This is a genomic window from Picosynechococcus sp. PCC 7002 (assembly GCF_963860125.1).
In the GTDB taxonomy this organism is placed as follows: domain Bacteria; phylum Cyanobacteriota; class Cyanobacteriia; order Cyanobacteriales; family MRBY01; genus MRBY01.
The window spans coordinates 1,335,650-1,357,630 of the sequence record NZ_CAWLFA010000001.1 but is presented as its reverse complement, the minus strand read 5'-3'; the positions used below and the strand labels follow the sequence as shown (position 1 = coordinate 1,357,630).

Here is a 21,981-nt window from a genome sequence, read left to right as displayed (position 1 = left end):
TGTAACATTGCCCTATTTGTTTGACATTGCCGCTGATCTTAGGGCCATAGGGTCTGGACGGTATAGCCGAGGTGCGCCAGCATTTCCCGTAATAGCGGTAGGCTCAAACCAATGACGTTACTATGGCAGCCTTCAATTTTTTCGATAAAAAGCCCCCCTTTTCCTTCAAGGGCAAAACACCCTGCACATTGTAGGGGTTCACCGCTGCGCACATAGGCCGCAATGGTGTCATCGTCAATGGCTGCAAAATAGACTTTTGTAACTCCGTGGCGCACGAGCAGTTGGTTTTGGGTTTGATCCACGAGGGCATGGCCTGTATAGAGCAAACCGTAATGGCCCCGCATGGTTTGCCACCGGGCGATCGCCTCAGTAGGGGAGGCCGGTTTCCCCAAGATTTCCCCTCGGACATGGAGCACTGAATCGCAGCCGAGGATTAAAGCATCTTGACGATGTTGGGCCACGGTTTTTGCTTTGGCCGCAGCGAGGGCTTCGACCAACTGGGCCGGATCATCATGGTGAATTTGGGATTCATCAAAATGACTCACGTGGACAATGGGGTTGATCCCAATGCCTTGGAGTAAACGACGACGGGCTGGGGAAGCGGACGCAAGGACAAATTCCATGGTGTTTTGAGGTAAGGCGGCGCAAACAAAGGCAATTACAGCATACCCAGGTGGATGCACTGGCGGATCAAGGTGTCAAAAATATTGCTTGAATATGGCTGATCAATTAGACCTTAAAGGAATTGACCATCGCGTTAAAGAGTTTCTCCACTTGGGGCCAACGGCTTTCGCGGGTCGAGAGATTAAAGGTATAGAGTTTGCCTAGCTTGACGGCAACGGTGGCGAGGTCATGGCGCATTTGACCTTCAGGGAGGGTGACGCGATATTCGAGGGTGTAGTAGGTTTGGCCCTTGTCGGTGCGGCTTTCGGCCCGGATCAATTCAGGTTGGCGATCGCTATTTTGGCTTGCTTCTTTCATAAACCGATAGCCAACATCGGTGGGAGTGCCGAGATCGTTTAAGGCTTTGTCGGCGGGAACATCACTGATAATGACGCTCAAATTTTCGGAATATTCCACCAAATCCCGAAATACCACATCTACGCCAGTATCGCTCTTGCTGACGTCAACGGGAATCCAACCATTGGGATAGAGAAACTGATAGCCATAGGTGCCATTGCTATAGCCCTGGAGGCTACCGACGCCACCGCAAGCAGCCAACGTACAACTGATCACGATCAACAAACTGGCGATCGCCTTTTTCCATCGATTTTGGCGCATTTATTTACCTCAGAAATTTAAAAGAAATTAAAAAATAAACTTACAGAGCCGGAGTCTCCGCGTTCATCATCCTAGCGAAAACACCGGCTCAAACCGAAATTTATTGGGTTTAATAATGCCTTAGGCTCTTGCTAAATCGCCTCTTCCGTTTCGAGGTTAAACAGCATTTGCAGCGATTGGAGGCAGACTCGACGGGCTTCAATATCCTGTTGGGCCCGCAGTTGCACCATCGGATCATGGAGAATTTTATTAACGATCCCCCGGGTCAAGGTTTCGATAACTTCCTGGTGCTTCTCTTCAAATTCTGCACCGAGGCGAGAGAGGGCTTTTTCCAGCTCCTGCTCCCGAATGCTTTCGACTTTGCTGCGTAGGGAACTAATGGTCGGGACGGTTTCGAGGGACTGCCACCATTGGATATAGTTTTCTACTTCCTCTTCTAAAAGGGCTTCGGCTTCTTCGGCCATTTTGCGGCGGGACGCTTGGTTTTGGGCCACTACTTCCTTGAGGGCGTCCACATTATATAAACGCACGCCGGCGATTTCTTCCACATCGGCAGCAACGTTAAGGGGCACAGAAATATCGATCAAAATTAACGTGTGAAGATCGAGATTTTCCAGTTTCGCCCGGTCAAGAATCGGTTCCGTCGCCCCGGTACTGGTAAAGACAATGTCCGCCTGTTCAACGACATTGAGCATCTCTGGCAGCAATTCTAATTGCAGATCCACATCGGGGAATTTTTTCGCGAGATCCCGCGCCCCCCGTTCGGAACGGTTGACGATAGTGATGTCTTCGGCCCCTTTAGAAACGAGGTGTTGCACCAACAGACGCGACATTTTCCCGGCACCGATAATCGCAATTTTTTGATTGGAAAGATCCTTGACCTTCATCTGGGCCAATTCCACGGCGGCGGAGCTAATGGAAACGGCCCCGGTGCCAATGTTGGTTTCGCTGCGGACGCGTTTCCCGGCGGTGATCGCCCGTTTGAACATCCGGTCGAGTAAGCGCCCTAGGCCTTTGTGCTGTTGACCAAGTTTGTGGGCGGCTTTGACCTGGGCGAGGATTTGGCCTTCGCCGAGAACGAGACTTTCTAGGCCCGCAGCGACTCGCAAGAGATGACGGATGGCATCTTGGTGCAGCAGGGTGAAGAGGTAACGGCGCAGGCGGTTGAGTTGGAGTTGTCCGGTTTCCGCAAGAAATTGGCAAATTTCCCGCACGCCCTGTTCTGTTTCCTGCACGACGGCATAGATTTCAAGGCGGTTACAGGTACTGATAACGGCGACTTCTTCTACGTGGGGGTAGGATTTGAGGTGGGCGATCGCCTCGTCCATTTTCGCTTCTTGAATACTGAGTTTTTCGCGGATTTCGACGGGGGCTGTTTTATGACTCAGGCCAACAACAACGATATTCATGGGGTTTTCTCTAAAGGTTTGATCTCTCTAGGGCTCCAACATCCAAGGGAAGCGCAGAGTTCTATTAAAGGATTTTTTTAACTTCCTATGCAATGTAGTCTCCGAACATTTAGGGACAAAAGGTTTTGTAAAGAAAATTTATGTAACTTTACGGCATCCCAATCGCTGACAGCGCACGAAAAAAAGGCGACCCCTCGTTGGCGATCGCCCTTTTGTTGCAGACAGATTAAACTCCAATGATCGCTGTCAAGTTTGATCCTAGAGTTGAATATTTTGGGGGTTGTCCCACATGTGAATGGTATCCACGAAGCGAGCCGTCATGGATTGGCTAGAAATAACCAGAGACTGGGTGCGTGCGCCACCATGGAACAGACGAACCCCTTCCATGAGGGTGCCGGGGGTAATCCCACAGGCCGCAAACAGAACCGTTTCACCGGAAGCTAATTCTTCTGCTTCATAAACCTTGTCCGGATCTTCAACGCCCATGGACTTGAGGCGTTTGATATTTTCTTCGCGATTCCAGTCCGCACTTTCGGGGGTATTCACATCGGCGGGATCGTAAATCAGTTGCCCTTGGAAGTGACCACCCAAACAACGCATCGCGGCGGCACTGATCACCCCTTCAGGAGCGGCCCCAATTCCCATCAGCGCATGGATGTTCGTCCCAGCAAAGGCAGCACAAATTGCCGCAGATACGTCCCCATCGCTAATCAAACGAACCCGGGCGCCAGTGGCCCGAATTTCTTTGATCAGATCTTTGTGACGGGGGCGATCCATCACGATAATGACTAATTCTTCTGGGCTACGATTTAAGCACTCAGACAAAATTTTGATGTTTTCGGTGGCTGACTTGCGAATGTCAACTTTTCCTTTGGCGGCTGGGGGCGCGGCCAATTTTTTCATGTAGTAGTCGGGGGCATGGAACAGACCGCCTTTTTCGGAAATGGCGAGGACTGCCATGGAACCGGGTTGACCATTGGCGACGAGGTTGGTGCCTTCACAGGGGTCAACGGCGATGTCAATTTCGATCAGTTCATCGGGGTTGCAATAGGCTTTGGCATCTTCACGGGTACAAATACCGACTTCTTCACCGATGTAAAGCATGGGGGCATCATCCCGCTCCCCTTCACCGATAACGATGCGACCGCGCATATGAATTTGATTCATCCGTTCCCGCATGGCTTCAACGGCCACTTGGTCGGCGGTATCTTTTTCGCCCATCCCCATCCATTTGGCAGAGGCGATCGCCGCTTGTTCGACAACTTCAATAATTTCTAAACCGAGGGTGCTTTCCACGCTTTTTATCCTCCAGACTGCGACTGTTGATCAAAACCACCAGTCATTTAGTTTTTTTGTAAACACCCCAAAGTCTATCAGAGAAGGGCGATCGCCTCAGAAGATTCCCAGAAAAGTTTTTCCTTTAAATATCTCCGGATGGGCTAGAGAAAATAGGTCGTTAAGGTTTCATATAGAAGGGTGAGATTGGTTTGGCGATAGTCGTGCTGGAGGGAGTTTGCAGGGGGCGTGTTTTGGGCAAGTCGCCGCAAATTTGCTTGGATTTGTGAAAAATCCCGATAACGGTTTTGCAGTCCCTTCAGGATCGGGCAAATAACGGGGGAAGTCAGGATATTTGGATCGGCTCCCTGGGGCATGAGGGGGAAATGTTTGAGGTGATTAAAGTGGGTTTGGGGGAGAGTGGCGATCGCCTGGATAATTTCTTGGCAACATTCCCGGGTAAATTCCTGGGCGAGGTAACGCTGGATAGACGGTTGCAGGCCAAAGTAGGGGCGATGATTTTCTTTTTTCTCCAGGAGGAAACGTCGGTCAAGGGAGCGCACCGCATCCCAAACTTCACTGGCAAAGGGCATTTCTACATGAAAGTTAGCCTGCAGTTGTTCGAGGGTAATGGATTTGCCCCACAACATCAGCCAGTAGAGCACTTCCTGTTCGGAGTTGCTAATGCGGCAGGTGAGATTGTAGAGGATATCCCGTAGGGTATTGCCACCGATAATTGTTTCTTGGTTTTGAAATTGCGCCACAGAACCGCCATACCATTCTTGAATCCCTGTGGCAATTAGCCGGAGCTTGAGGGGGTTGCCGCGATAGGTCTCGACCAAATCAGCCCAAAGCTCTGGGTCTTGGAGGTTATATTCCTGGAGGATTTGCTGGGCGACTAAATTACTGAGGCCTTCGACGGTGATCAATGTGACCCTGGGGTTGTCCGTGGCTAAGGCTTCGATGGCGGGGGAATTTTCTCTGGAAATCACGACAACGGTGCCAGCTAGACTCTGGTGGGCGATCGCCTCTAAAAATTCCACATACATTACGTGTTGCGGTTGATAGTTTCCCGACAGACAAGCGGTGGCAAAGAGTAGTTCCCAGTGGTCAAAGACTAAAATCTTCGGCTGCTGTTGCAAATGATCCTGGAGTTGGGCGATCGCCCCGTCAGGGTGTTCCGCCAAGGCCCATTCCTGCTGAATCAAAGCCCAATTGTGATCAAACATGAGGCGATCGCTGAGGTTACACCAGAGCGTGTTTTCCTGGAGTGGTGGGTGGTGCCGGAGCACTTCGCTGACAAGGGTAGTCTTTCCCAGGCCGCCACCCCCTAGCACGAAGATTAATGAAATATCCCTTTGTTGGAGCCGTTGCCCTAGGGTGCGCAGGGTTGACTCTTGGTTATAAAAATGATTCTTGTTTCTCGGAATTCCTTGGTACTGGGGTGGTGTTGGGGCTGGTACTTGGGACTCCGTCGTTGCGGCCATACCGTTGGGTACGATTTTATCGACCGCTGCCTTTTCTTGTTCCGAGAGCTGCTCATATTTAGTGGTCAAAGCCAACTGGAGTGAACGAATCCCCACCCGTTGGTTACAATAACGTCCGAGGCGTTTCCAAAGATCCGGAGCAATAACCCGTTTTACATAGCTGTGGGAATAGCCATCGATCTGAATATCTTTTAATTTGTACCCTTCTAACGCCCGCAATAATAGCTCTTGACGCAGTCCATCCAGGGGGTCCCCGTGTTTGTGACTAAGCCAAATACAAAGCTGAAGAAGCGTAAGGTTGGTCATGTGGCGTTATTCGATGAAATGTTAGGTGACGGCTGCAATGGACAATGCTCTGCCACACACTAAGGCAACTATCTAAGAGTTTATCTGTATTCCTTTCCTTCCTGGTGTCCTTGACCAAAAGTTGTGAATAATATGACTTTGTGAATAAAATGACTTTCTGTATCTGCCAATAAAGAGCAAAATGTTGCAGAAAATGCATTGTGAGCATTTTTGAGTTGCTTTATTTTTGACCATTCAGTCAAGATAAAAAATGTCTTGTCAGAGCCGTTAAGCATTAATCGTGATTGGCCGTCACTTTTATGCAAAATTTGGATGCAAAATATTCATCGCAGCGATGGTGAGAGTAAGGGACTTTTGGCGATCGCCTAGGTCTTAAGGAAAATCCTTTAGGATCAAAAAAGCATTGCGCAAGCGAAAAACGTCACCGAAATTGATGGGATCAGTTATGGAAATTAGTGCAGCATTACCCGCCTTTGTGATTACGTTGCGGGAGGGCTTTGAAGCGGCCCTGGTGGTGGGCATTGTCTTGGCTTGTCTGGCGAAAGCGCAGCAGATGTCCCTCCAAAAGTGGGTCTATGGTGGCATTGGTGCCGGGTTGGGGGCGAGTGTCCTGGTGGGCTGGGGTCTGTGGGGGCTGCTGTTACAGGTGGCGACGGCGGATGGAGCCTATGCGCCAGTTTTTAAACAAATCCTCGAAGGGAGTTTTGGGGTTGTGGCGATCGCCATGTTGAGTTGGATGCTCATTTGGATGACCCGCCAGGCCAAATCTTTAAAGTCCGATGTCGAAGGGGCATTGCAAGCGGCACTCCAGGACAGAGAAACGGCGGCCTGGGCTGTCTTTTCCCTGATTTTTATTGCGGTACTCCGGGAGGGATTTGAAACGGTGATTTTTATCGTGGCCCAATTCCAAGGGGGATGGCTGCCGCCGAGTCTTGGGGCGATGGCTGGCTTGACTGTGGCAACGGTGCTGGGGTTTCTCCTCTTTGCCCTGGGGGTACGGCTGAATATCAAGTTATTTTTTCAGGTGATGGGAATCTTTCTGCTGCTGATTATTGCGGGGCTGGTGGTCGGTGTTCTAAAGCACATCGATGCGGCGATCGCCCTTTTTGCCCAGATCCAAACCCAATATCAAGCCCTCTGCATTTCCCCTGCCCCAGCCTGCGTTCTAGGGATTCAGCTTTGGGATTTGTCAGAAACTTTACCCGACAAACAGTTTCCGGGGATTTTGCTGAAATCCTTGTTGGGTTATCGCCAAAAAATTTACCTGGCCCAGGCGATCGCCTATGTGCTCTTTCTCAGTTCCGTCGGGACGCTCTATCTTTATAGCCTCGGTTTGTTCCGTAGACCCGATGTCCCCTCAGTGAAACAACCCTAGGGAAATCGTTTTAGCTAATCATCGTAATCATACGAACGCACGCGACCACATTGCCGCAACAAATAGGGAGGCACTGGGTTGCCGCGATAATATTCCTGTCGCCACCGGGCTGGTAAGCAACTAGCATCGATGCCGTAGTCAAACCCGCGCTGATAACGGTAGTTATTGTAATTGTTGTAGTTACGATCGAAAAGAACACCGAGAATAATGTCACGGATCAAACTGTCATTTCCCCTAGGCAGACCGAAGGTTTGAAACAGGCTCCGACGCAGATTTTGGTCGCGTCTTAGGAAATAAAAAAGCTCGCGGGGAATACGACTGTTGTAATTGCGATCAATGTCATTAAAAATTCTATCCCAGGAAGAAATTTCATCTCGCCAGTCGTATCGACGGTATTGATATCGATAGCGATCATCGTCGTCATCGTCATAATCATCCCAGTCATCATCGTCATCATAATCCCAACGATATCTGTAGTATTCGTAGGAATTTTCGGGGGTGTTGTTTCTTCTGGGGTCAGCGGCGGCGGGCAATGTGGGCAGTAGTGACCCCAAAGTCAGGAGGGGAATAAGGCCCAGCAGTACCCATTGACGTGTGAAGGGTTTCATGGTGCTAAATATCCTGCTTAACTCAATCCTTGTGTAAAAGTCCATGACAGGTTAAGCCACGGAAAAGTTTCCCAATGGGCGTGAAATTAATGATGTAAAAATTTGTACTAATTGCTGTTTTACCGTGGCGAAAAACATCAAAAAAGCAAGCCTGGAATGATATTTTTCCAAAACTTGCCGATAATGAACTGTAACTTTTCTGAAATGAAAAATTGATCTGGTTTAAAAAACTGTTTTTAAAAATTCGAGCAATTCATCCCAGGATTTGAGATCCGCTTGGGGGTCATAATCGCTAGAATCCCACTTGGTAAAAGAGTGCAAGCCACCCCCATAGATTTCCATGTCGTAGGTCACGCCCGCTTCGTTTAAATCTGTGGCGAGGGCGGCCACCTCAGCGATGGGAGAGACAGGATCAGCCGAGCCATGGAGCACTAAAACGGAACCTGTGGTTTCACTGTAATCTTGACCTTCTGGTAGAGCTAAGCCGCCATGGAAGGAAATGAAGCCATCAAGATCTGCCCCTGACCGGGCCATTTCTAGCACTGCCGAACCGCCAAAGCAATAGCCCATGATGGCAACTTTTTCTGGGTCAACCCCTTCGAGTTGCTTGGCGACTTCTAAGCCTGCTTGTAATCTTTCGCGCATCAGTTGGCGATCGCCATAGAGTTTGCCACTTTCTGCTTGGGATTCAGCGACATTTTCGGGTCGTACCCCCTGACCATACAGATCAAGGGCAAGTACCGTATAACCTTGGGTCGAGAGCATATTCGCGCGCATTTTCTCGTAGCGATTGAGGCCATCCCAGTCGTGCACGAGTAAAACAACCGGCTGATCATCCCCAAAGCCTTCGTTGCGGGCAACATACCCCTCAAAGGGTTGGTCATCGATGTCATAAACCAAAGGATAGGCAACAACATCAGCTGTGGCGGGTTTTTGAATACCTATTAACCCCACAAGCCCAGCTAATAGAAGGATTTTTCGTAACATCTTTAAAGGTCTCTCCTCAACGTATCTACAATCACTGATATGCGGTTAGGCCACGAGCCACAATATGGCGATCGCCAGCTTTTCCGGCCATCACATTGTAGCGATCCTAAAAAATCATCGTTAATTCGGTTACTGCATAGGTAATTATTCTTAGCCACTAAAAACGCAGTAACTCAAAGTCATTGATCAAAAATTTTTAGTTACTGAATTGTTAATATGAGACGATCCCAATCTCGCAAGCTTTCTCCCCCGTTACTTTGCTGCCTTTCACCCTGGAAGGGAGGGGTCTCCGGAGCTTGGCCACTTTTTTTGATCAAGCATCTTCTAGAGCCAGTACAACGGAGACAACGCCCGCTGCTCTTTCAGTCATCCCTACCCCCAAAAAGAGTGAGAAGTTGGAGTTATTTTGAGGAGCCGGTGGGCAATGGTGGTAGTTGGACTGGGATGAGGCAGTAGGTAAATCGAATATTGCTTTATCCATGTCCATTGAAATCAGCACTTACCACCACGTAATTTTATTGAGATTGAACTATGTTCACTAAAAATTTCATTCATTTATCAACAGGAATGGCGATCGCCTTGATCACGGCCTGTGGTCAATCTGCAGATTCCGCCAAACTGCTCCAAGCAAATCCTATCGCTTCAGAAACCCAAAACACCGGGGGGGTAATGTCCCAATCGCGGCATCAGACGGCAGAACCATCGACCCCAACATCACCTGCCCTAATTGCCCAAGTCCCCACGCCCACTAGCCTCTCTCCAGAAGGACTGCGCTACTTTCAAAACATGGGCCCCCTTGAATATGCAGCTCGCCTGAGCGGTGTCCCAGATTTACCAGCCTGGCGCGTCCGACTTCGCCTATCACCACCGACCCTGATCGACAATGCTCGAGAACAACTGAACACGGTAACTGTCGATCACTATAATCTGTCCCCATCTCTCTATCAGGATCTCGCAGAGAGCTATGGGGTAGAAAATGCTGACCCTAGTTTCAATGATCGATCACCCCACCAGGCTTGGTCTTTTACTTTTATGCCGATCATGGGGATTGCTGCTGAATTACGGCCAGAATATACCGAGAGTCAGACTTTTCCTTTCGAGAGCAAAACAAAGGAATCTTGTGATTTTGTCGGGAATTGTACTGATTTGACTTTTTTAGATTTTGGTGGTGACGAATGGCGGGCTGCACCGACCCTTGCCCCAGAACAAGCCCCTTGGGAAAGTGAATCCCAAAGTATCTATGTTTTAGTGCGAGCGTTAGCACAACAGGCTGGCTGGTATGACCCAGTTCTAGGTTGGTTGCCTCCGACAGAAGTTCCTGAAGGAACCTCCGATGCAAGGCCCTGGGTAGAGATTTTGATTGATAACTACCCAGGCAATGGCGGTGGTTACCAAGGGGTCTGGTTGGAACGAGTTGCCGATGACAGCGTACAACAGATTGTCCATGGGGTATTTTATGAACCGACTAACCCACAGATTTTTACCTTTGAGAGCTATCGTTGCCGCCGCACTTCACCCCCGGGAAGTTTGAGCCTCCTTTGTCCCTAAAGGATAAAAAGGCAAGAAGCGCTTGGATGGGCCATTTGTCACCGCTAGAATTGAACTTTTTCGGGTAAATTTTCCGCAAAAGTAAAAGCAATTGGCCTGGGGGAGCGGGCGACAAAACTGAAGCTAAGCAGAAAAAGAGTTAAAAATTTCCTGAAAATCCCAACGTTAGCGATACAAAGGGGAAATTTTCGCGCAAAATAAAATCACTTGACTGCACCAATGGAGAAACTTAACTGTGGCTGTGGATTACGATATTGTCATCATCGGCGGTGGTTCTGGAGGCCTCGTGGTGGCCAGTGCAGCGGCCCAGTTAAAGGCAAAGGTGGCCCTGGTCGAAAAGGATCGCCTTGGGGGAGATTGCCTCTGGTATGGTTGCGTTCCCAGTAAATCTTTTCTCCATGCGGCAAAAGTTGCCCACCAAGTGCGCCACGCAGGACGGGTCGGCGTTCATACAAAAGCGCCAGAAATTAATTTTTCAGAAGCAATGGGCCATGTACAAAAGGCGATCGCCACCATTGAACCCCATGATTCTCCAGAGCGATTTGAGGGGCTTGGGGTCGAGGTGATTTTTGGGGATGGTCAGTTTCTCGACGGCAAAACTTTTCTCGTCAATGGTCGCAAGCTAACGGCCCGCGCTTTTGTGATTGCCACCGGATCACGGCCTGCTGTTCCCCCCGTCGAAGGGCTCCAGGAAGCGGGTTTTATTACCAATGAACAGGTGTTTTCCCTCACAGAGCAGCCAGAATCCCTCGCGGTGATTGGGTCGGGGCCGATTGGTTGTGAGTTGGGGCAAGCCTTCCACCGTTTGGGGACGGAAGTGACTCTGTTTGCGAGCCGCGATCGCCTTTTGCCCAAAGAAGACCCCGACGCCGCCGCTGTCCTGGAGCAACAATTTAACCAAGAAGGAATCACCATTCTGAAAAATGCCCGGTTAAAACGGGTAGCAGTGGTCAAGGGCAAAAAACACCTCTACACTGAGGATGATTCCCAGGTGGCGGCGATCGCCGATGAAATTCTCCTGGCCACGGGCCGCACTCCCAATATCAAGTCCCTCAACCTAGAAGCCGCTGGAGTGGACTACGACAGTCAAGGCATCCATGTAAACGACAAACTCCAAACGACCAATGGTCGGATCTATGCTTGCGGCGATGTGATTGGGGGCTATCAGTTTACCCATGTGGCGGGTTACGAAGCCGTTGTGGTACTCCAAAATGCCCTGAATCCACTGCAATTATTTCTCAAAAGCGTCAATTATCGGGTGATTCCCTGGGCAACCTTTACCGATCCGGAGGTGGCACGGGTTGGCATGACCGAGGAACAAGCCCGTAAACGTTACGGTGATGTGCTGATTTTGAAAGTGCCTTTCGCGTCAGTGGATCGGGCCCAGGCGGAGGATTCTACCGTGGGCTTTAATAAGTTGATTGTGCGTCATAACGGCGAAATCCTAGGGGCGCATCTGGTAGGGCCAATGGCAGGGGAGCTGATCCATGAAATTGTTCTGGCGATGACCTATCGCTTACCGGTTTCGGCCTTAACGGGGATTCATGTTTACCCGACCCTGAGCGAAATTAATAGTAAAACGGCGCTGTTACTCTCCAAGAAAAAATACGCCGATAACGAAAAACTCCAAAATTTCTTGACCGAATTCTTTAAGTTTCTGCGCTCTTTGTAGGCCGCCAAATCGCATCGGCAATTTTCGCCACATCGATCATTTCTGGGCCATCATGCACCCGGAGGATATCGGCCCCGAAGGCGATCGCCCCGGCACAGGCCGCCGCTGTCCCCCACACCCGTTGCGTGGGATCTGGTTTATTGAGGATATGGCCAATAAAGCTTTTACGGGAAGGCCCCACCAGGAGCGGGTAACCCAGATCGCGAAAGTCCTGGAGCTGGCGAATGAGATCGTAATTTTGCAGGGCTGTTTTCGCAAAACCAATGCCCGGATCGAGGATCAGGTGATTTTTCGGGATGCCCAATTCTAGGGCAGCAGCGATGCGCCCTTGGAAAAAAGTTTTCAGATCGGCAATCAGATCTTGGTAGTCCGTCAGACTTTGCATGGTTTCGGGTGTGCCCCGGATGTGCATCAAAATAATTGGCACGTTTAAATCCCGCACCACCGTCAGCATTTGCGCGTCAAAGGTCGCCCCAGAAATATCATTAACAATATCGGCCCCAGCGGCGATCGCCTCTTTTGCTACTTCTGCACGGGTGGTGTCGATGGAAATTACCGTTTGAAATTTTTCTCGAAGCGCTCGAATCACAGGAATTGTCCGGTCTAACTCTTCCGCGAGGGAAATTTGTGCCGCACCGGGTCGGGTCGATTGACCACCAATGTCGAGAATATCAATGCCAGCAGCGACCATTTTTTCTGCTTGGGCCAGGGCGGCAGCAACGGAATTAAACTGACCGCCATCACTAAAACTGTCGGGGGTGACATTGAGAATCCCCATCACATAGGTGCGATCGCCCCAGGTAAAAGTTTGATTCCGGAGGGTAAGCGGTTCCATCGGTCTAAAGCTCCACAATTACAGGGGTATGGTCACTGGGTTTTTCCCAACCGCGCGGCTCCCGGTCGATCCAACAGCGTTTTGCCTGGCCGTAAAGCTTTTCCGTCAGATAAATGTGGTCAATGCGCCAGCCGCGATTCCGACTAAAACCCCGCGTCCGATAATCCCACCAGCTAAATTGATCTGCCTCTTGGTTAAATTTGCGGAATACATCCTGAAAGCCGAAGTCCAGGATCGCCGTTAAAGTCTCTCTTTCTGCGGGGGAAGCCATAATGTGATCCGGTTTTTTCGGCATATAAATATCCCGGTCTTCGAGGGCAATATTAAAATCGCCGCACATTAAAATCTCTCGATCGTCTTTGCACAATTCTTTTAAATAGGCCTTGAGAACCTCAAACCAGCCCAGCTTGTAGTCATATTTTTCGCTACCGACGGCGGAACCATTGGGCACATAGAGATTCACCACCCGCACATCGCCAATCACCCCAGAAATCACCCGTTTCTGCGCGTCAAAATCCTGGGCGATCGCCGCCCCGACCACAGGCGTAAAACCAATAATCACGTCCTGGAGCGGTTCCCGACTGAGGAGAGCAACGCCATTGTAGGATTTTTGGCCAGAGATCGAGGTGTGATACCCCAGGGCTTCAAAGGGCTGCCGGGGAAAGTCCGGATCTACCACCTTTGTTTCTTGGAGACAGAGCAGATCAACCCCCGTTTGTTCTAACCATTGGCAGATGTGGGTTTGGCGAGAACGCACCGAGTTCACGTTCCAGGTTGCGATTTCCATGGGCTTCGAGAATTGGACTTAGTTAATTTAGCGTAGTTTGCGGCCAGGAATCCGACTGATACCTAGGCGATCGCCTTTTATTGCATGAACACCAACTGATAATTAATAGTGATAAAACTTGTCTGAAATAATTATTGGGTTTCTTCATATCAAAACTGATTAGCAAAAAAGACGTGATCGTTGCGGCGAGAAGTGGAGCGAGAAATTCGTAAAAACTCCTATTTTCTTTGCAGAGATAAGGTTTTTGGTCTCATGGAGTGATTGGCCAGGGCAACTTTTTACAAAAGTTAACTTGACTTTACTGAGAATAATTGTAGGATAAAGCCAATCCTTTATTGCCAAATATATGCGATAAGTGATTAGCCTGATTAGTTTTAACGACCACTCTTTTTAAAATCACGATGCAAACCTACGATAATCCAGACGTTAAATACGAATGGTGGGCAGGCAATGCCCGGTTTGCTGACCTTTCCGGTCAGTTTATTGGTGCCCACGTGGCCCATGCTGCCTTAATTGTTTTCTGGGCAGGGGCCTTCACGTTGTTCGAAATTTCTTACTTTGACCCGACCCTACCCATGGGCGAGCAAAATTTAATCCTCTTGCCCCATTTAGCCACCCTTGGCCTGGGCATCGAAGGAAACGGTGCGATCAATACAGAGCCTTATTTTGTGATTGGTGCAATTCACCTAATTTCTTCAGCGGTACTGGCGGCAGGGGGATTGTTCCATGTGTTGCGTGGCCCCCAAGATCTCAAAACAGCCACCGGCCCAGCCCGTCGTTTCCATTTTGATTGGGAAGACCCGAAGCAATTGGGTTTAATTTTGGGCCATCACTTACTGTTGCTGGGACTGGGTGCTTTCTTGCTCGTAGCGAAAGCGATGTACTTTGGCGGTTTGTACGACACAGCGACCCAAACCGTGCGCTTGGTTACAGAGCCGACCCTCGATCCGGCGGTGATCTACGGGTATCAAACCCACTTCGCCACCGTTGATAATCTCGAAGATATCGTTGGTGGCCATATTTATGTGGGTGTACTGCTTGTGGCTGGGGGAATTTGGCACATTCTCGTGCCGCCACTCCAGTGGGCAAAAAAGGTGCTCCTGTTCTCTGGGGAAGCGATTTTGTCCTATTCCCTGGGGGCGATCGCCTTGGCGGGATTTGTGGCCGCCTACTTCTGCGCAGTGAATACCACGGCCTATCCCGTTGAATTTTATGGGCCTGTTCTCGATGTCAAACTCAGCATTGTGCCTTACTTTGCCGACACCATCGAGCTCCCCATGAACGAACACACTTCCCGTGCCTGGTTAGCCAATGCCCATTTCTTCTTTGCCTTTTTCTTCCTCCAGGGGCACCTCTGGCACGCCCTCCGCGCCATGGGCTTTGATTTCCGTCGAGTCGAAAAAGTCCTTAGCGATCCACTGGATGCCTAGGTTTTTTAACCGCTACACATCAACTTAGTAAAAGTTTTCCTCTCATAGACAATCGGGTTCCATGCAGTGATTTGGAACCTTTTTTCTTTCTCCTAACGCGACTCTTTTTAGAGTAATTGATTTTTCAATTCAAACAACTTTCTAAAGCAAGATTACGGTTTTAATCATGTCAAAAATTGGTTTATTTTTCGGCACACAAACAGGCAACACAGAAGAACTTGCCCAAGCGATCCAAGCGGCCTTTGGTGGTTCAGATATTGTCGAACTTTTTGATGTGGCTGAGGTTGATATCGAAGCACTACGGGATTTTGATCAGCTGATCATTGGTTGTCCAACCTGGAATGTGGGAGAACTACAGTCAGACTGGGAAGCCCTCTATGATGATCTCGATGACGTAGACTTTTCAGGAAAAACCATTGCCTATTTTGGGGCTGGGGATCAAGTGGGCTATGCCGACAATTTTCAGGATGCCATGGGCGTTTTAGAAGAAAAAATTACCAGCCTTGGCGGGAAAACCGTAGGCCAATGGCCCACCGCTGGTTATGACCACAGCGAATCCAAAGCGGAACGGGACGGTAAATTTGTCGGTTTGGCGATCGATGAAGATAATCAACCGGAATTGACGGCAGAACGTATTCAAGCTTGGGTTGCCCAACTTAAACCAGCCTTTGGTCTGTAGAACGCTTGATTAATGTCATTCAGGGGAGGAGCTTGTTGTACTCTTCCTCTGGTGGAATCAAAAGGAATTCGGTAAAGGGATTTTTCCAAATAAATTTTTTTTAATCAATAACAACAATAAAAAATTATTCTAAAAATAAAAATGTACCAAACCAATGATGTGCTGTGGTTAAACGTTAATCCCGCTTTTAAATCCTTTGATATACCTCTCCTGAAGGTATTAGCAAAAAAACACTCAGTTCACTATTGGGAATATCAGCAATCGATGGACGAAGCCCGTTCCCTTGATGATGTTTTAGTCTTGCTTCATGATTACCTCAAGCAGTGCGATCGCCCCGTTCATTTACTAGGCCATGGCACTGGCGGATTAGTGGCCTTGCTCTACGGCGATCGCCACCCAGAACGGGTGAAATCCCTGACCTTGCTGTCGGTAGGGGCTTATCCGGCGGTGGATTGGCAGGCCCATTATTATGCCCAGTTGCGCCTATTACCTTGTCCGAGAAGTATTCTCCTAAAGCAGACCGTTTACAATCTGTTTGGAATTCAATCGCCAGCCACCGTTTATCAACTGCGGGATGTGCTCGAAAGCGACCTCAAAACGGCTCTTCCCCTCCATACCCTTTGTCGAAATCGATCTTTACCACCCCGTTCGGTCTCAATGCCTTTGTTGGTTTGTGGGGGCAGTGATGATGTGGTGATTGATCAGAAACTTCAAACAGATTGGCAGCCTTGGCTCAAGCCGGAGGATACCCTGTGGCAATGCCCCCAAGGTCGGTATTTTTTCCATTATTTTCAGCCCGAAAAAGTGGCCCATGAAATTTCGACCTTCCTGCAACTCAAGCAATCGGCCCTAACAGCGACAGTTTAAAAATAGTGACCAGATTTCTAGTGAATGTTCAATTGGCGATCGCCTAATTCTTTTCAGAAGGTTGAATGTTCCAAGAAAGTTGGAGTTGATGCTGGCGTGCCCAGGCCAAAAACAAATCACTGGGAATAATCTGCTCGACGGGATAGAGACCAGGCTGGTTAATTTGCTCACTCAAAACTAACTCCGCCACCAGAGCAACCCCTAAGCCAGCGGCGATCGCCGTGTGTTCATGAACAAAATCCACCGTAACCTGCTGGGGCGTAGCATCTTTTATGCCGCTAACAATCGCTCGCATCGCCACCCCAACCCCCGTAAAGGAATCCGTGAGCTTGGTCATACCGTAGCCAATTTTGCTGAGACCCTGAATGATGCGGGGATGTTGGCGTAATGATTCCGGCAATAGGGTCATGGCCCGCGTCAGCTGATTATAAAAATTGGGCAGAGAACCAAATTTTGTGACCACCGTTTCTACCGGAAAAGACTCAGCAAAGGTAAAAGTTTCCGCCACATCAAACCAATACACCGTTGTTTTGCCAATGGGTGCCGGAAAATCGATAATCGTCGGCTTGGAATAGGGTTGTTTGGCTTGCCAAGTGCCCCCTTGGAACACCAGAAAAGGTTCTCCTAACCCCAGAAAAGTCGTGGTCAGCACCGTTTCTCCAGCCCCGCCGGAACCTGCGACACCATAATAAAGCTCAATTTGGTGAGGTTCGTCAAGCTGCTCTACACCGAGGCGCACCATACTGTTAGAGATCCCCGGAAAGACCCCTGCATTGCACACCGCGATAATTCCGGCTTCCCTGGCGGCTTGGGTCAGGGGTTTGAGCTTTTGGTACAGGCAACGGTGATCACTAACGTCAATGTAATTTTTGCCTTGGTAGATGCAGGTTTGTAGGACTCGCCCATCCCGGCGGTGAAATGGCCCCGCACAGTGAATCACCAGATCATGGTTGGCGATCGCCTTTTCTAAAGCTGCTAAATCTTCTAAATCAAGGCGCAGAAATGTTCCCTGGAGCGCCTTTGCTGTCTGCCCAGAACGTCCCGTAACTGTCACCGCACCCAGGGGGGCGATCGCCGCTGCCACCCGTTGACCGATGCAGCCCGTGCCCCCCAAAATCAAAATCTTCCTTACCATCGGCGCTATCCTGTACTCTGGCTGCCACACCCTGGGCATTTTATCAGGCTGCTCCCTGAGACAGTAGACAACGACCCACCACGCCACCGCAAGCCTGAGCCTAAAAAATCCAATTTTCCCCGCCAGGTTGCCCCTAGGCTCGGATAATATTTAAGGTAGAAACGCCATTTGTTGCCAAGCCCATGGATTGAAAAGAATAGGTCTGGTTCAAAGGACGACAATGTAGACTAAGCTAAAACAGTCCCCCTGGGTCACTGCGCTTGAGGACAACGCCTCACCTTCTTGACCATCAATATTGATTTAAAATTTTTACCTAGTTTTTGATTCTTTTTTAACGATTCTGCGTTCATTATGGATAACAAAATTGCAGTCTTTCACCCCACGGGCATTTTTGATAATATTAAATCCCTTGAGTTTAAAGATGATTTACTCAAAAGTATTATCGAGGAAAAAAAAGAAGTTGTTGTCCTTGATTTTGCTGGAATCACATTTATGGACAGTGCCGGCCTCGGATCATTGGTTTTATTATTAAAAACGGTGCGCTCCCACGGGGCGAAAATGATTTTATGTAACGTCAATGAACAGGTACAAATGCTGTTTGAGTTGACCAATATGAACCGTGTGTTTGAAATTTTTGCGACCCAAGCAGACTTCTTTGAACAGCAGGCAGCGCAATCCTAAACAAGCCCCAAAAAGCCGAAGCGATCGCCGTAATCTTTTATTGGTTTTTTTATTGATTTTGCGGCCCCGTAAAGAACTGTAATACATTTAATGAACCCCTAAACGCTTCCTGTCACCGTCGCCATTACCTATGACTTTTTCTTCGGTTGTCCGTTTTTTGAGCCGCGCTGCCCTCACCGCAGAATTAAACCAAAAGCTCCAGACCCAAGGGGAACTCGCATTAAGTGGCCTGCCAAGACTCCCCAAAGGGCTGCTGGCCTCAAGTTTGGCGCAGTTGCAGGAGAAAAATTTATTAGTAGTTTGTGCCACCCTAGAGGAAGCCGGACGTTGGGCGGCCCAATTAGAGGCCATGGGTTGGGGGCAGGTCTTGTTTTATCCCACCTCGGAAGCGTCCCCCTACGAGGCCTTTGATCCAGAGTCAGAAATGATCTGGGGGCAGATGCAAACCCTAGGGGCGATCGCCCAGGGTCAGTCGTCTAATGTTGGTAAGGGCATGGTCGTGGTGACAACGGAGCGCGCTCTCCAGCCCCATCTGCCACCCCAAACGGTTTTCCAAGATTATTGTTTGACCTTAACGCCGGGAGAAGAACTCGATCACGCCGGGGCGATCGCCACCCAGTTAACGCGCCTGGGTTATGAGCGGGTAAATATTGTCGAAACCGAAGGCCAATGGACTCGTCGGGGAGATATTGTTGATATTTTTCCGGTGTCGGGGGAGTTACCGATCCGCTTAGATTTTTTCGGTGATCAGCTCGAAAGCATCCGGGAGTTTGACCCCAACAGCCAGCGTTCCCTCGATAAAGTAGACCAACTGGTTTTGACCCCCACGGCCTGGGCTCCTTTAATTGGTCAACAGATCCTTGATCCGGCGGATCTCCCCTTAACCCCAGAGGAAAAAGAACAATGGGCGGATGGTGTTTACCCGGAGGGAATGCAACGCTTTTTGGGGATCGCCTTTGCGGATCAGGTGGCCTCGATTTTGGAATATTTACCCGAAAATACCTTGGTGGCCATCGATGAACTCTCCCAATGTCTGGCCCATGGCGATCGCACCTACGAAACCAGCGAGGCCCAGTGGCAGTTACTCAATGGCGACTTTCCCTTGCCGAAAATCCACCGCAGGGTGCAAGAAAATTTCGACCAAGTCAGCCAACGGTATCAAAAAATCACTCTGGCAGAACTTGATGATGTCAGTGAAACCAGTGTCAACTTGTCCAGCCGTCCGGTGCCCATTACACCGCACCAGTTTGGTAAATTAGCAGAAATTTTGCGGGGTAAACGGGAAATCTACAGCACCATTACCCTCGATAAATACAATGCTTGGCTGGTCTCGGCCCAACCCTCACGCTCTGTGTCCTTACTCCAGGAACATGACTGCGCCGCCCAGTTCATCCCCAACCCCAGGGATTATCCCGCCATCGAAAAGCACCAACGCCAAGGCACGGCGATCGCCCTTAAGTACAAAGGCCAGGCAGAACTCGAAGGTTTTATTCTACCCACCTTTAGAATTGCCGTTGTTACCGACCGAGAATTCTATGGCCAACACGCCCTCACCACCTTTGGTTACATCAGAAAACGTCGCCGGGCCGCCTCAAAAACCGTTGACGTTAATAAGCTCAATCCCGGTGATTATATTGTCCACAAAAGCCACGGTATTGGTCGTTTTATCAAAATTGAAACCCTGCAAAGTCGAGAATATTTAGTTCTCAAATATGCCGATGGAATTTTGAGAATTCCCGCAGATTCTTTAGATACCCTGTCCCGCTATCGCCACACTGCCAAGGGGCGTCCGGAACTCCACCGCATGGGCGGTAAAACCTGGGAAAAAACCAAGGCCAAGGTCAGAAAGTCCGTTAAAAAGCTGGCCGTTGACCTCTTAAAAATCTATGCCCAACGGGCAGAAATGAAGGGAATAACCTACCCAAGCGATGCCCCCTGGCAACAGGAAATGGAGGATTCTTTCCCGTACCAAGCAACCCCAGACCAACTGAAGGCCGTCCAGGATATTAAGCGGGATCTCGAAAGCGATCGCCCAATGGATCGGCTCGTTTGTGGCGATGTGGGATTTGGGAAAACAGAGGTGGCGATCCGGGCCATTTTTAAAGTGGTGACTGGCGGCCATAAACAGGTGGCTCTCTTGGCACCGACCACAATTTTGACCCAACAGCATTACCACACTTTAAAAGAACGCTTTTCTCCCTACCCGATCAATATTGGCCTTTTAAACCGCTTCCGCACCGCCTCCGAACGCAAGGACATTTTGGAGCGGCTCCACAAGGGCGAATTAGACATTGTAGTCGGCACCCAACAACTCCTCGGCAAAGACGTGCAATTTAAGGATTTAGGTTTGCTTGTGGTCGATGAAGAACAACGCTTTGGGGTGAATCAAAAGGAAAAAATTAAGGCTCTCAAAACGAAGGTTGATGTTTTGACGTTGTCCGCCACCCCGATTCCGCGCACTCTATACATGTCCCTGTCCGGCATTCGGGAAATGAGCCTGATCACCACGCCACCGCCCTCCCGTCGCCCGATCCAAACCCATGTGTCCCGCCATAACCCTGAAATTATTCGCACTGCGATTCGCAATGAATTAGATCGGGGCGGACAAATTTTCTATGTGGTGCCCCGTGTCGAAGGAATCGAAACCATTGCCACCCAATTACAAGAAATGATTCCCTCGGCGCGGGTGGCGATCGCCCACGGTCAGATGAACGAAGCCGACCTCGAAACGACGATGTTGACCTTTAATAATGGCGAGGCGGATATTCTTCTCTGTACGACCATTGTGGAGTCTGGCTTAGATATTCCCAGGGTGAACACGATTATCGTCGAAGATGCCCAAAAATTTGGCCTCTCCCAGCTCTATCAACTGCGGGGTCGGGTGGGACGCTCCGGGATCCAGGCCCACGCGTGGCTCCTTTATCCGAGCAAAGGGGAACTGACCGAAAAAGCCCGGAAACGATTGCGCGCCTTGCAGGAATTTAGTCAACTGGGTTCTGGTTATCAATTGGCGATGCGGGATATGGAAATTCGCGGCGTGGGAAATCTCCTTGGGGCAGAGCAGTCCGGGCAAATGGAGGCCATTGGCTTTGATCTGTACATGGAGATGCTCCAGGATTGCATCAGTGAAATTCGCGGCCAGGAAATTCCCCAGGTGGATGACTGTCAGGTGGATCTAAGACTCACGGCCTTTATTCCGAGCAACTACATCACCGATGGCGACCAAAAGCTCGATGCCTATCGTCTGATTACCCAGGCCAACTCTAAACTGGAACTGATGCAAATTGCTGCCGATTGGGGCGATCGCTACGGCAAATTACCCCCCTCGGTCGAGCAACTGCTCCAGGTCATTGAGCTAAAAATGATTGCCAAATCCCTTGGTTTTGCGCGCATCAAACCCGAAGGCAAACAAAATATCGTCCTAGAAACGCCCATGGAGGAACCCGCCTGGCAGCGCTTCGCCGAAAAGTTGCCGTCCCATCTCCAGTCCCGCTTTGTGTACACCTCTAAAAAAGTGACGGTGCGGGGTTTGGGGGCGATGAAACCTCAGCAACAGTTGGATAGTCTTATCGAGTGGCTCGGCAGAATGCAGGGGGTGTTAGAGGAAGCCAGGGTATAA

General features: G+C 49.7%; 18 protein-coding genes. 8 read left to right on the top strand and 10 right to left on the bottom strand.

What is annotated here, in order from left to right; translation table 11 throughout:
* Positions 1-38: 38 nt before the first annotated feature.
* From AACQ84_RS06650 to AACQ84_RS06630, 5 genes are all read right to left on the bottom strand, one after another.
* On the bottom strand, positions 39-623 hold the full coding sequence (locus AACQ84_RS06650; protein WP_012306924.1) for a Maf family protein: 585 nt from the start codon (positions 621-623) through the stop codon (positions 39-41).
* 106 nt (positions 624-729) lie between these two features.
* The gene (gene psbP / locus AACQ84_RS06645; RefSeq protein WP_012306923.1) at positions 730-1,281 is read right to left on the bottom strand and encodes a photosystem II reaction center PsbP; all 552 of its coding nucleotides are present in this window, start codon (positions 1,279-1,281) and stop codon (positions 730-732) included.
* Between the two features lie 131 nt (positions 1,282-1,412).
* Entirely contained in the window at positions 1,413-2,690 is a 1,278-nt protein-coding gene (locus AACQ84_RS06640; RefSeq protein ID WP_012306922.1) for a glutamyl-tRNA reductase, read from the bottom strand.
* A gap of 258 nt (positions 2,691-2,948) precedes the next feature.
* Positions 2,949-3,986 (bottom strand): class II fructose-bisphosphatase, encoded by a 1,038-nt coding sequence (gene glpX, locus AACQ84_RS06635; protein WP_012306921.1) that lies wholly within the window; start codon positions 3,984-3,986, stop codon positions 2,949-2,951.
* A gap of 143 nt (positions 3,987-4,129) precedes the next feature.
* Entirely contained in the window at positions 4,130-5,758 is a 1,629-nt protein-coding gene (locus tag AACQ84_RS06630) for an NB-ARC domain-containing protein (RefSeq protein WP_012306920.1), read from the bottom strand.
* Positions 5,759-6,203: 445 nt separating this feature from the next.
* Here AACQ84_RS06630 and AACQ84_RS06625 point away from each other — a divergent pair, with 445 nt between their 5' ends.
* On the top strand, positions 6,204-7,133 hold the full coding sequence (locus AACQ84_RS06625; RefSeq protein WP_012306919.1) for an FTR1 family iron permease: 930 nt from the start codon (positions 6,204-6,206) through the stop codon (positions 7,131-7,133).
* A 14-nt stretch (positions 7,134-7,147) separates the two neighbouring features.
* On the opposite strand, the gene AACQ84_RS06620 is transcribed toward AACQ84_RS06625, so the two are convergent.
* Positions 7,148-7,741 carry a hypothetical protein gene (locus AACQ84_RS06620; RefSeq protein WP_012306918.1) on the bottom strand — a complete coding sequence of 198 codons (594 nt, stop codon included), beginning with the start codon at positions 7,739-7,741 and terminating at the stop codon, positions 7,148-7,150.
* Positions 7,742-7,963: 222 nt separating this feature from the next.
* On the bottom strand, positions 7,964-8,728 hold the full coding sequence (locus tag AACQ84_RS06615; RefSeq protein WP_012306917.1) for a dienelactone hydrolase family protein: 765 nt from the start codon (positions 8,726-8,728) through the stop codon (positions 7,964-7,966).
* Positions 8,729-9,259: 531 nt separating this feature from the next.
* On the opposite strand from AACQ84_RS06615, the gene AACQ84_RS06610 reads away from it, so the two are divergent.
* Both AACQ84_RS06610 and AACQ84_RS06605 read left to right on the top strand, forming a co-directional pair.
* Positions 9,260-10,276: a hypothetical protein gene (locus tag AACQ84_RS06610; protein ID WP_143589353.1), complete on the top strand. Its 1,017-nt coding sequence runs from the start codon at positions 9,260-9,262 to the stop codon at positions 10,274-10,276.
* Between the two features lie 235 nt (positions 10,277-10,511).
* Positions 10,512-11,948: a dihydrolipoyl dehydrogenase family protein gene (locus AACQ84_RS06605; protein ID WP_012306915.1), complete on the top strand. Its 1,437-nt coding sequence runs from the start codon at positions 10,512-10,514 to the stop codon at positions 11,946-11,948.
* Here the strand turns inward: AACQ84_RS06605 and folP are convergent.
* Together folP and xth are read right to left on the bottom strand one after the other, a co-directional pair.
* Positions 11,926-12,783 (bottom strand): dihydropteroate synthase, encoded by an 858-nt coding sequence (folP, locus tag AACQ84_RS06600; protein ID WP_012306914.1) that lies wholly within the window; start codon positions 12,781-12,783, stop codon positions 11,926-11,928. The two genes, AACQ84_RS06605 and folP, sit on opposite strands and share 23 nt — an antisense overlap.
* Positions 12,784-12,787: 4 nt before the next feature.
* Entirely contained in the window at positions 12,788-13,570 is a 783-nt protein-coding gene (gene xth, locus AACQ84_RS06595; RefSeq protein WP_041443459.1) for an exodeoxyribonuclease III, read from the bottom strand.
* Between the two features lie 401 nt (positions 13,571-13,971).
* Here xth and AACQ84_RS06590 point away from each other — a divergent pair, with 401 nt between their 5' ends.
* The 3 genes from AACQ84_RS06590 (at position 13,972) to AACQ84_RS06580 (ending at position 16,546) form a co-directional block, all read left to right on the top strand.
* The gene (locus AACQ84_RS06590) at positions 13,972-15,000 is read left to right on the top strand and encodes a chlorophyll a/b binding light-harvesting protein (protein ID WP_041443458.1); all 1,029 of its coding nucleotides are present in this window, start codon (positions 13,972-13,974) and stop codon (positions 14,998-15,000) included.
* A 166-nt stretch (positions 15,001-15,166) separates the two neighbouring features.
* Complete coding sequence (gene fldA / locus AACQ84_RS06585) at positions 15,167-15,679, top strand: flavodoxin FldA (protein ID WP_012306911.1); 513 nt, start codon at positions 15,167-15,169, stop codon at positions 15,677-15,679.
* Between the two features lie 141 nt (positions 15,680-15,820).
* A complete protein-coding gene (locus AACQ84_RS06580; RefSeq protein WP_012306910.1) occupies positions 15,821-16,546 on the top strand; it encodes an alpha/beta fold hydrolase in 726 nt (241 codons plus the stop codon).
* 43 nt (positions 16,547-16,589) lie between these two features.
* On the opposite strand, the gene AACQ84_RS06575 is transcribed toward AACQ84_RS06580, so the two are convergent.
* A complete protein-coding gene (locus AACQ84_RS06575; RefSeq protein ID WP_041443455.1) occupies positions 16,590-17,681 on the bottom strand; it encodes a saccharopine dehydrogenase family protein in 1,092 nt (363 codons plus the stop codon).
* 351 nt (positions 17,682-18,032) lie between these two features.
* Here AACQ84_RS06575 and AACQ84_RS06570 point away from each other — a divergent pair, with 351 nt between their 5' ends.
* Both AACQ84_RS06570 and mfd read left to right on the top strand, forming a co-directional pair.
* A complete protein-coding gene (locus AACQ84_RS06570) occupies positions 18,033-18,362 on the top strand; it encodes an STAS domain-containing protein (protein ID WP_012306908.1) in 330 nt (109 codons plus the stop codon).
* A 130-nt stretch (positions 18,363-18,492) separates the two neighbouring features.
* Positions 18,493-21,981, top strand: a complete 3,489-nt coding sequence (gene mfd / locus AACQ84_RS06565; protein ID WP_012306907.1) for a transcription-repair coupling factor — start codon at positions 18,493-18,495, stop codon at positions 21,979-21,981.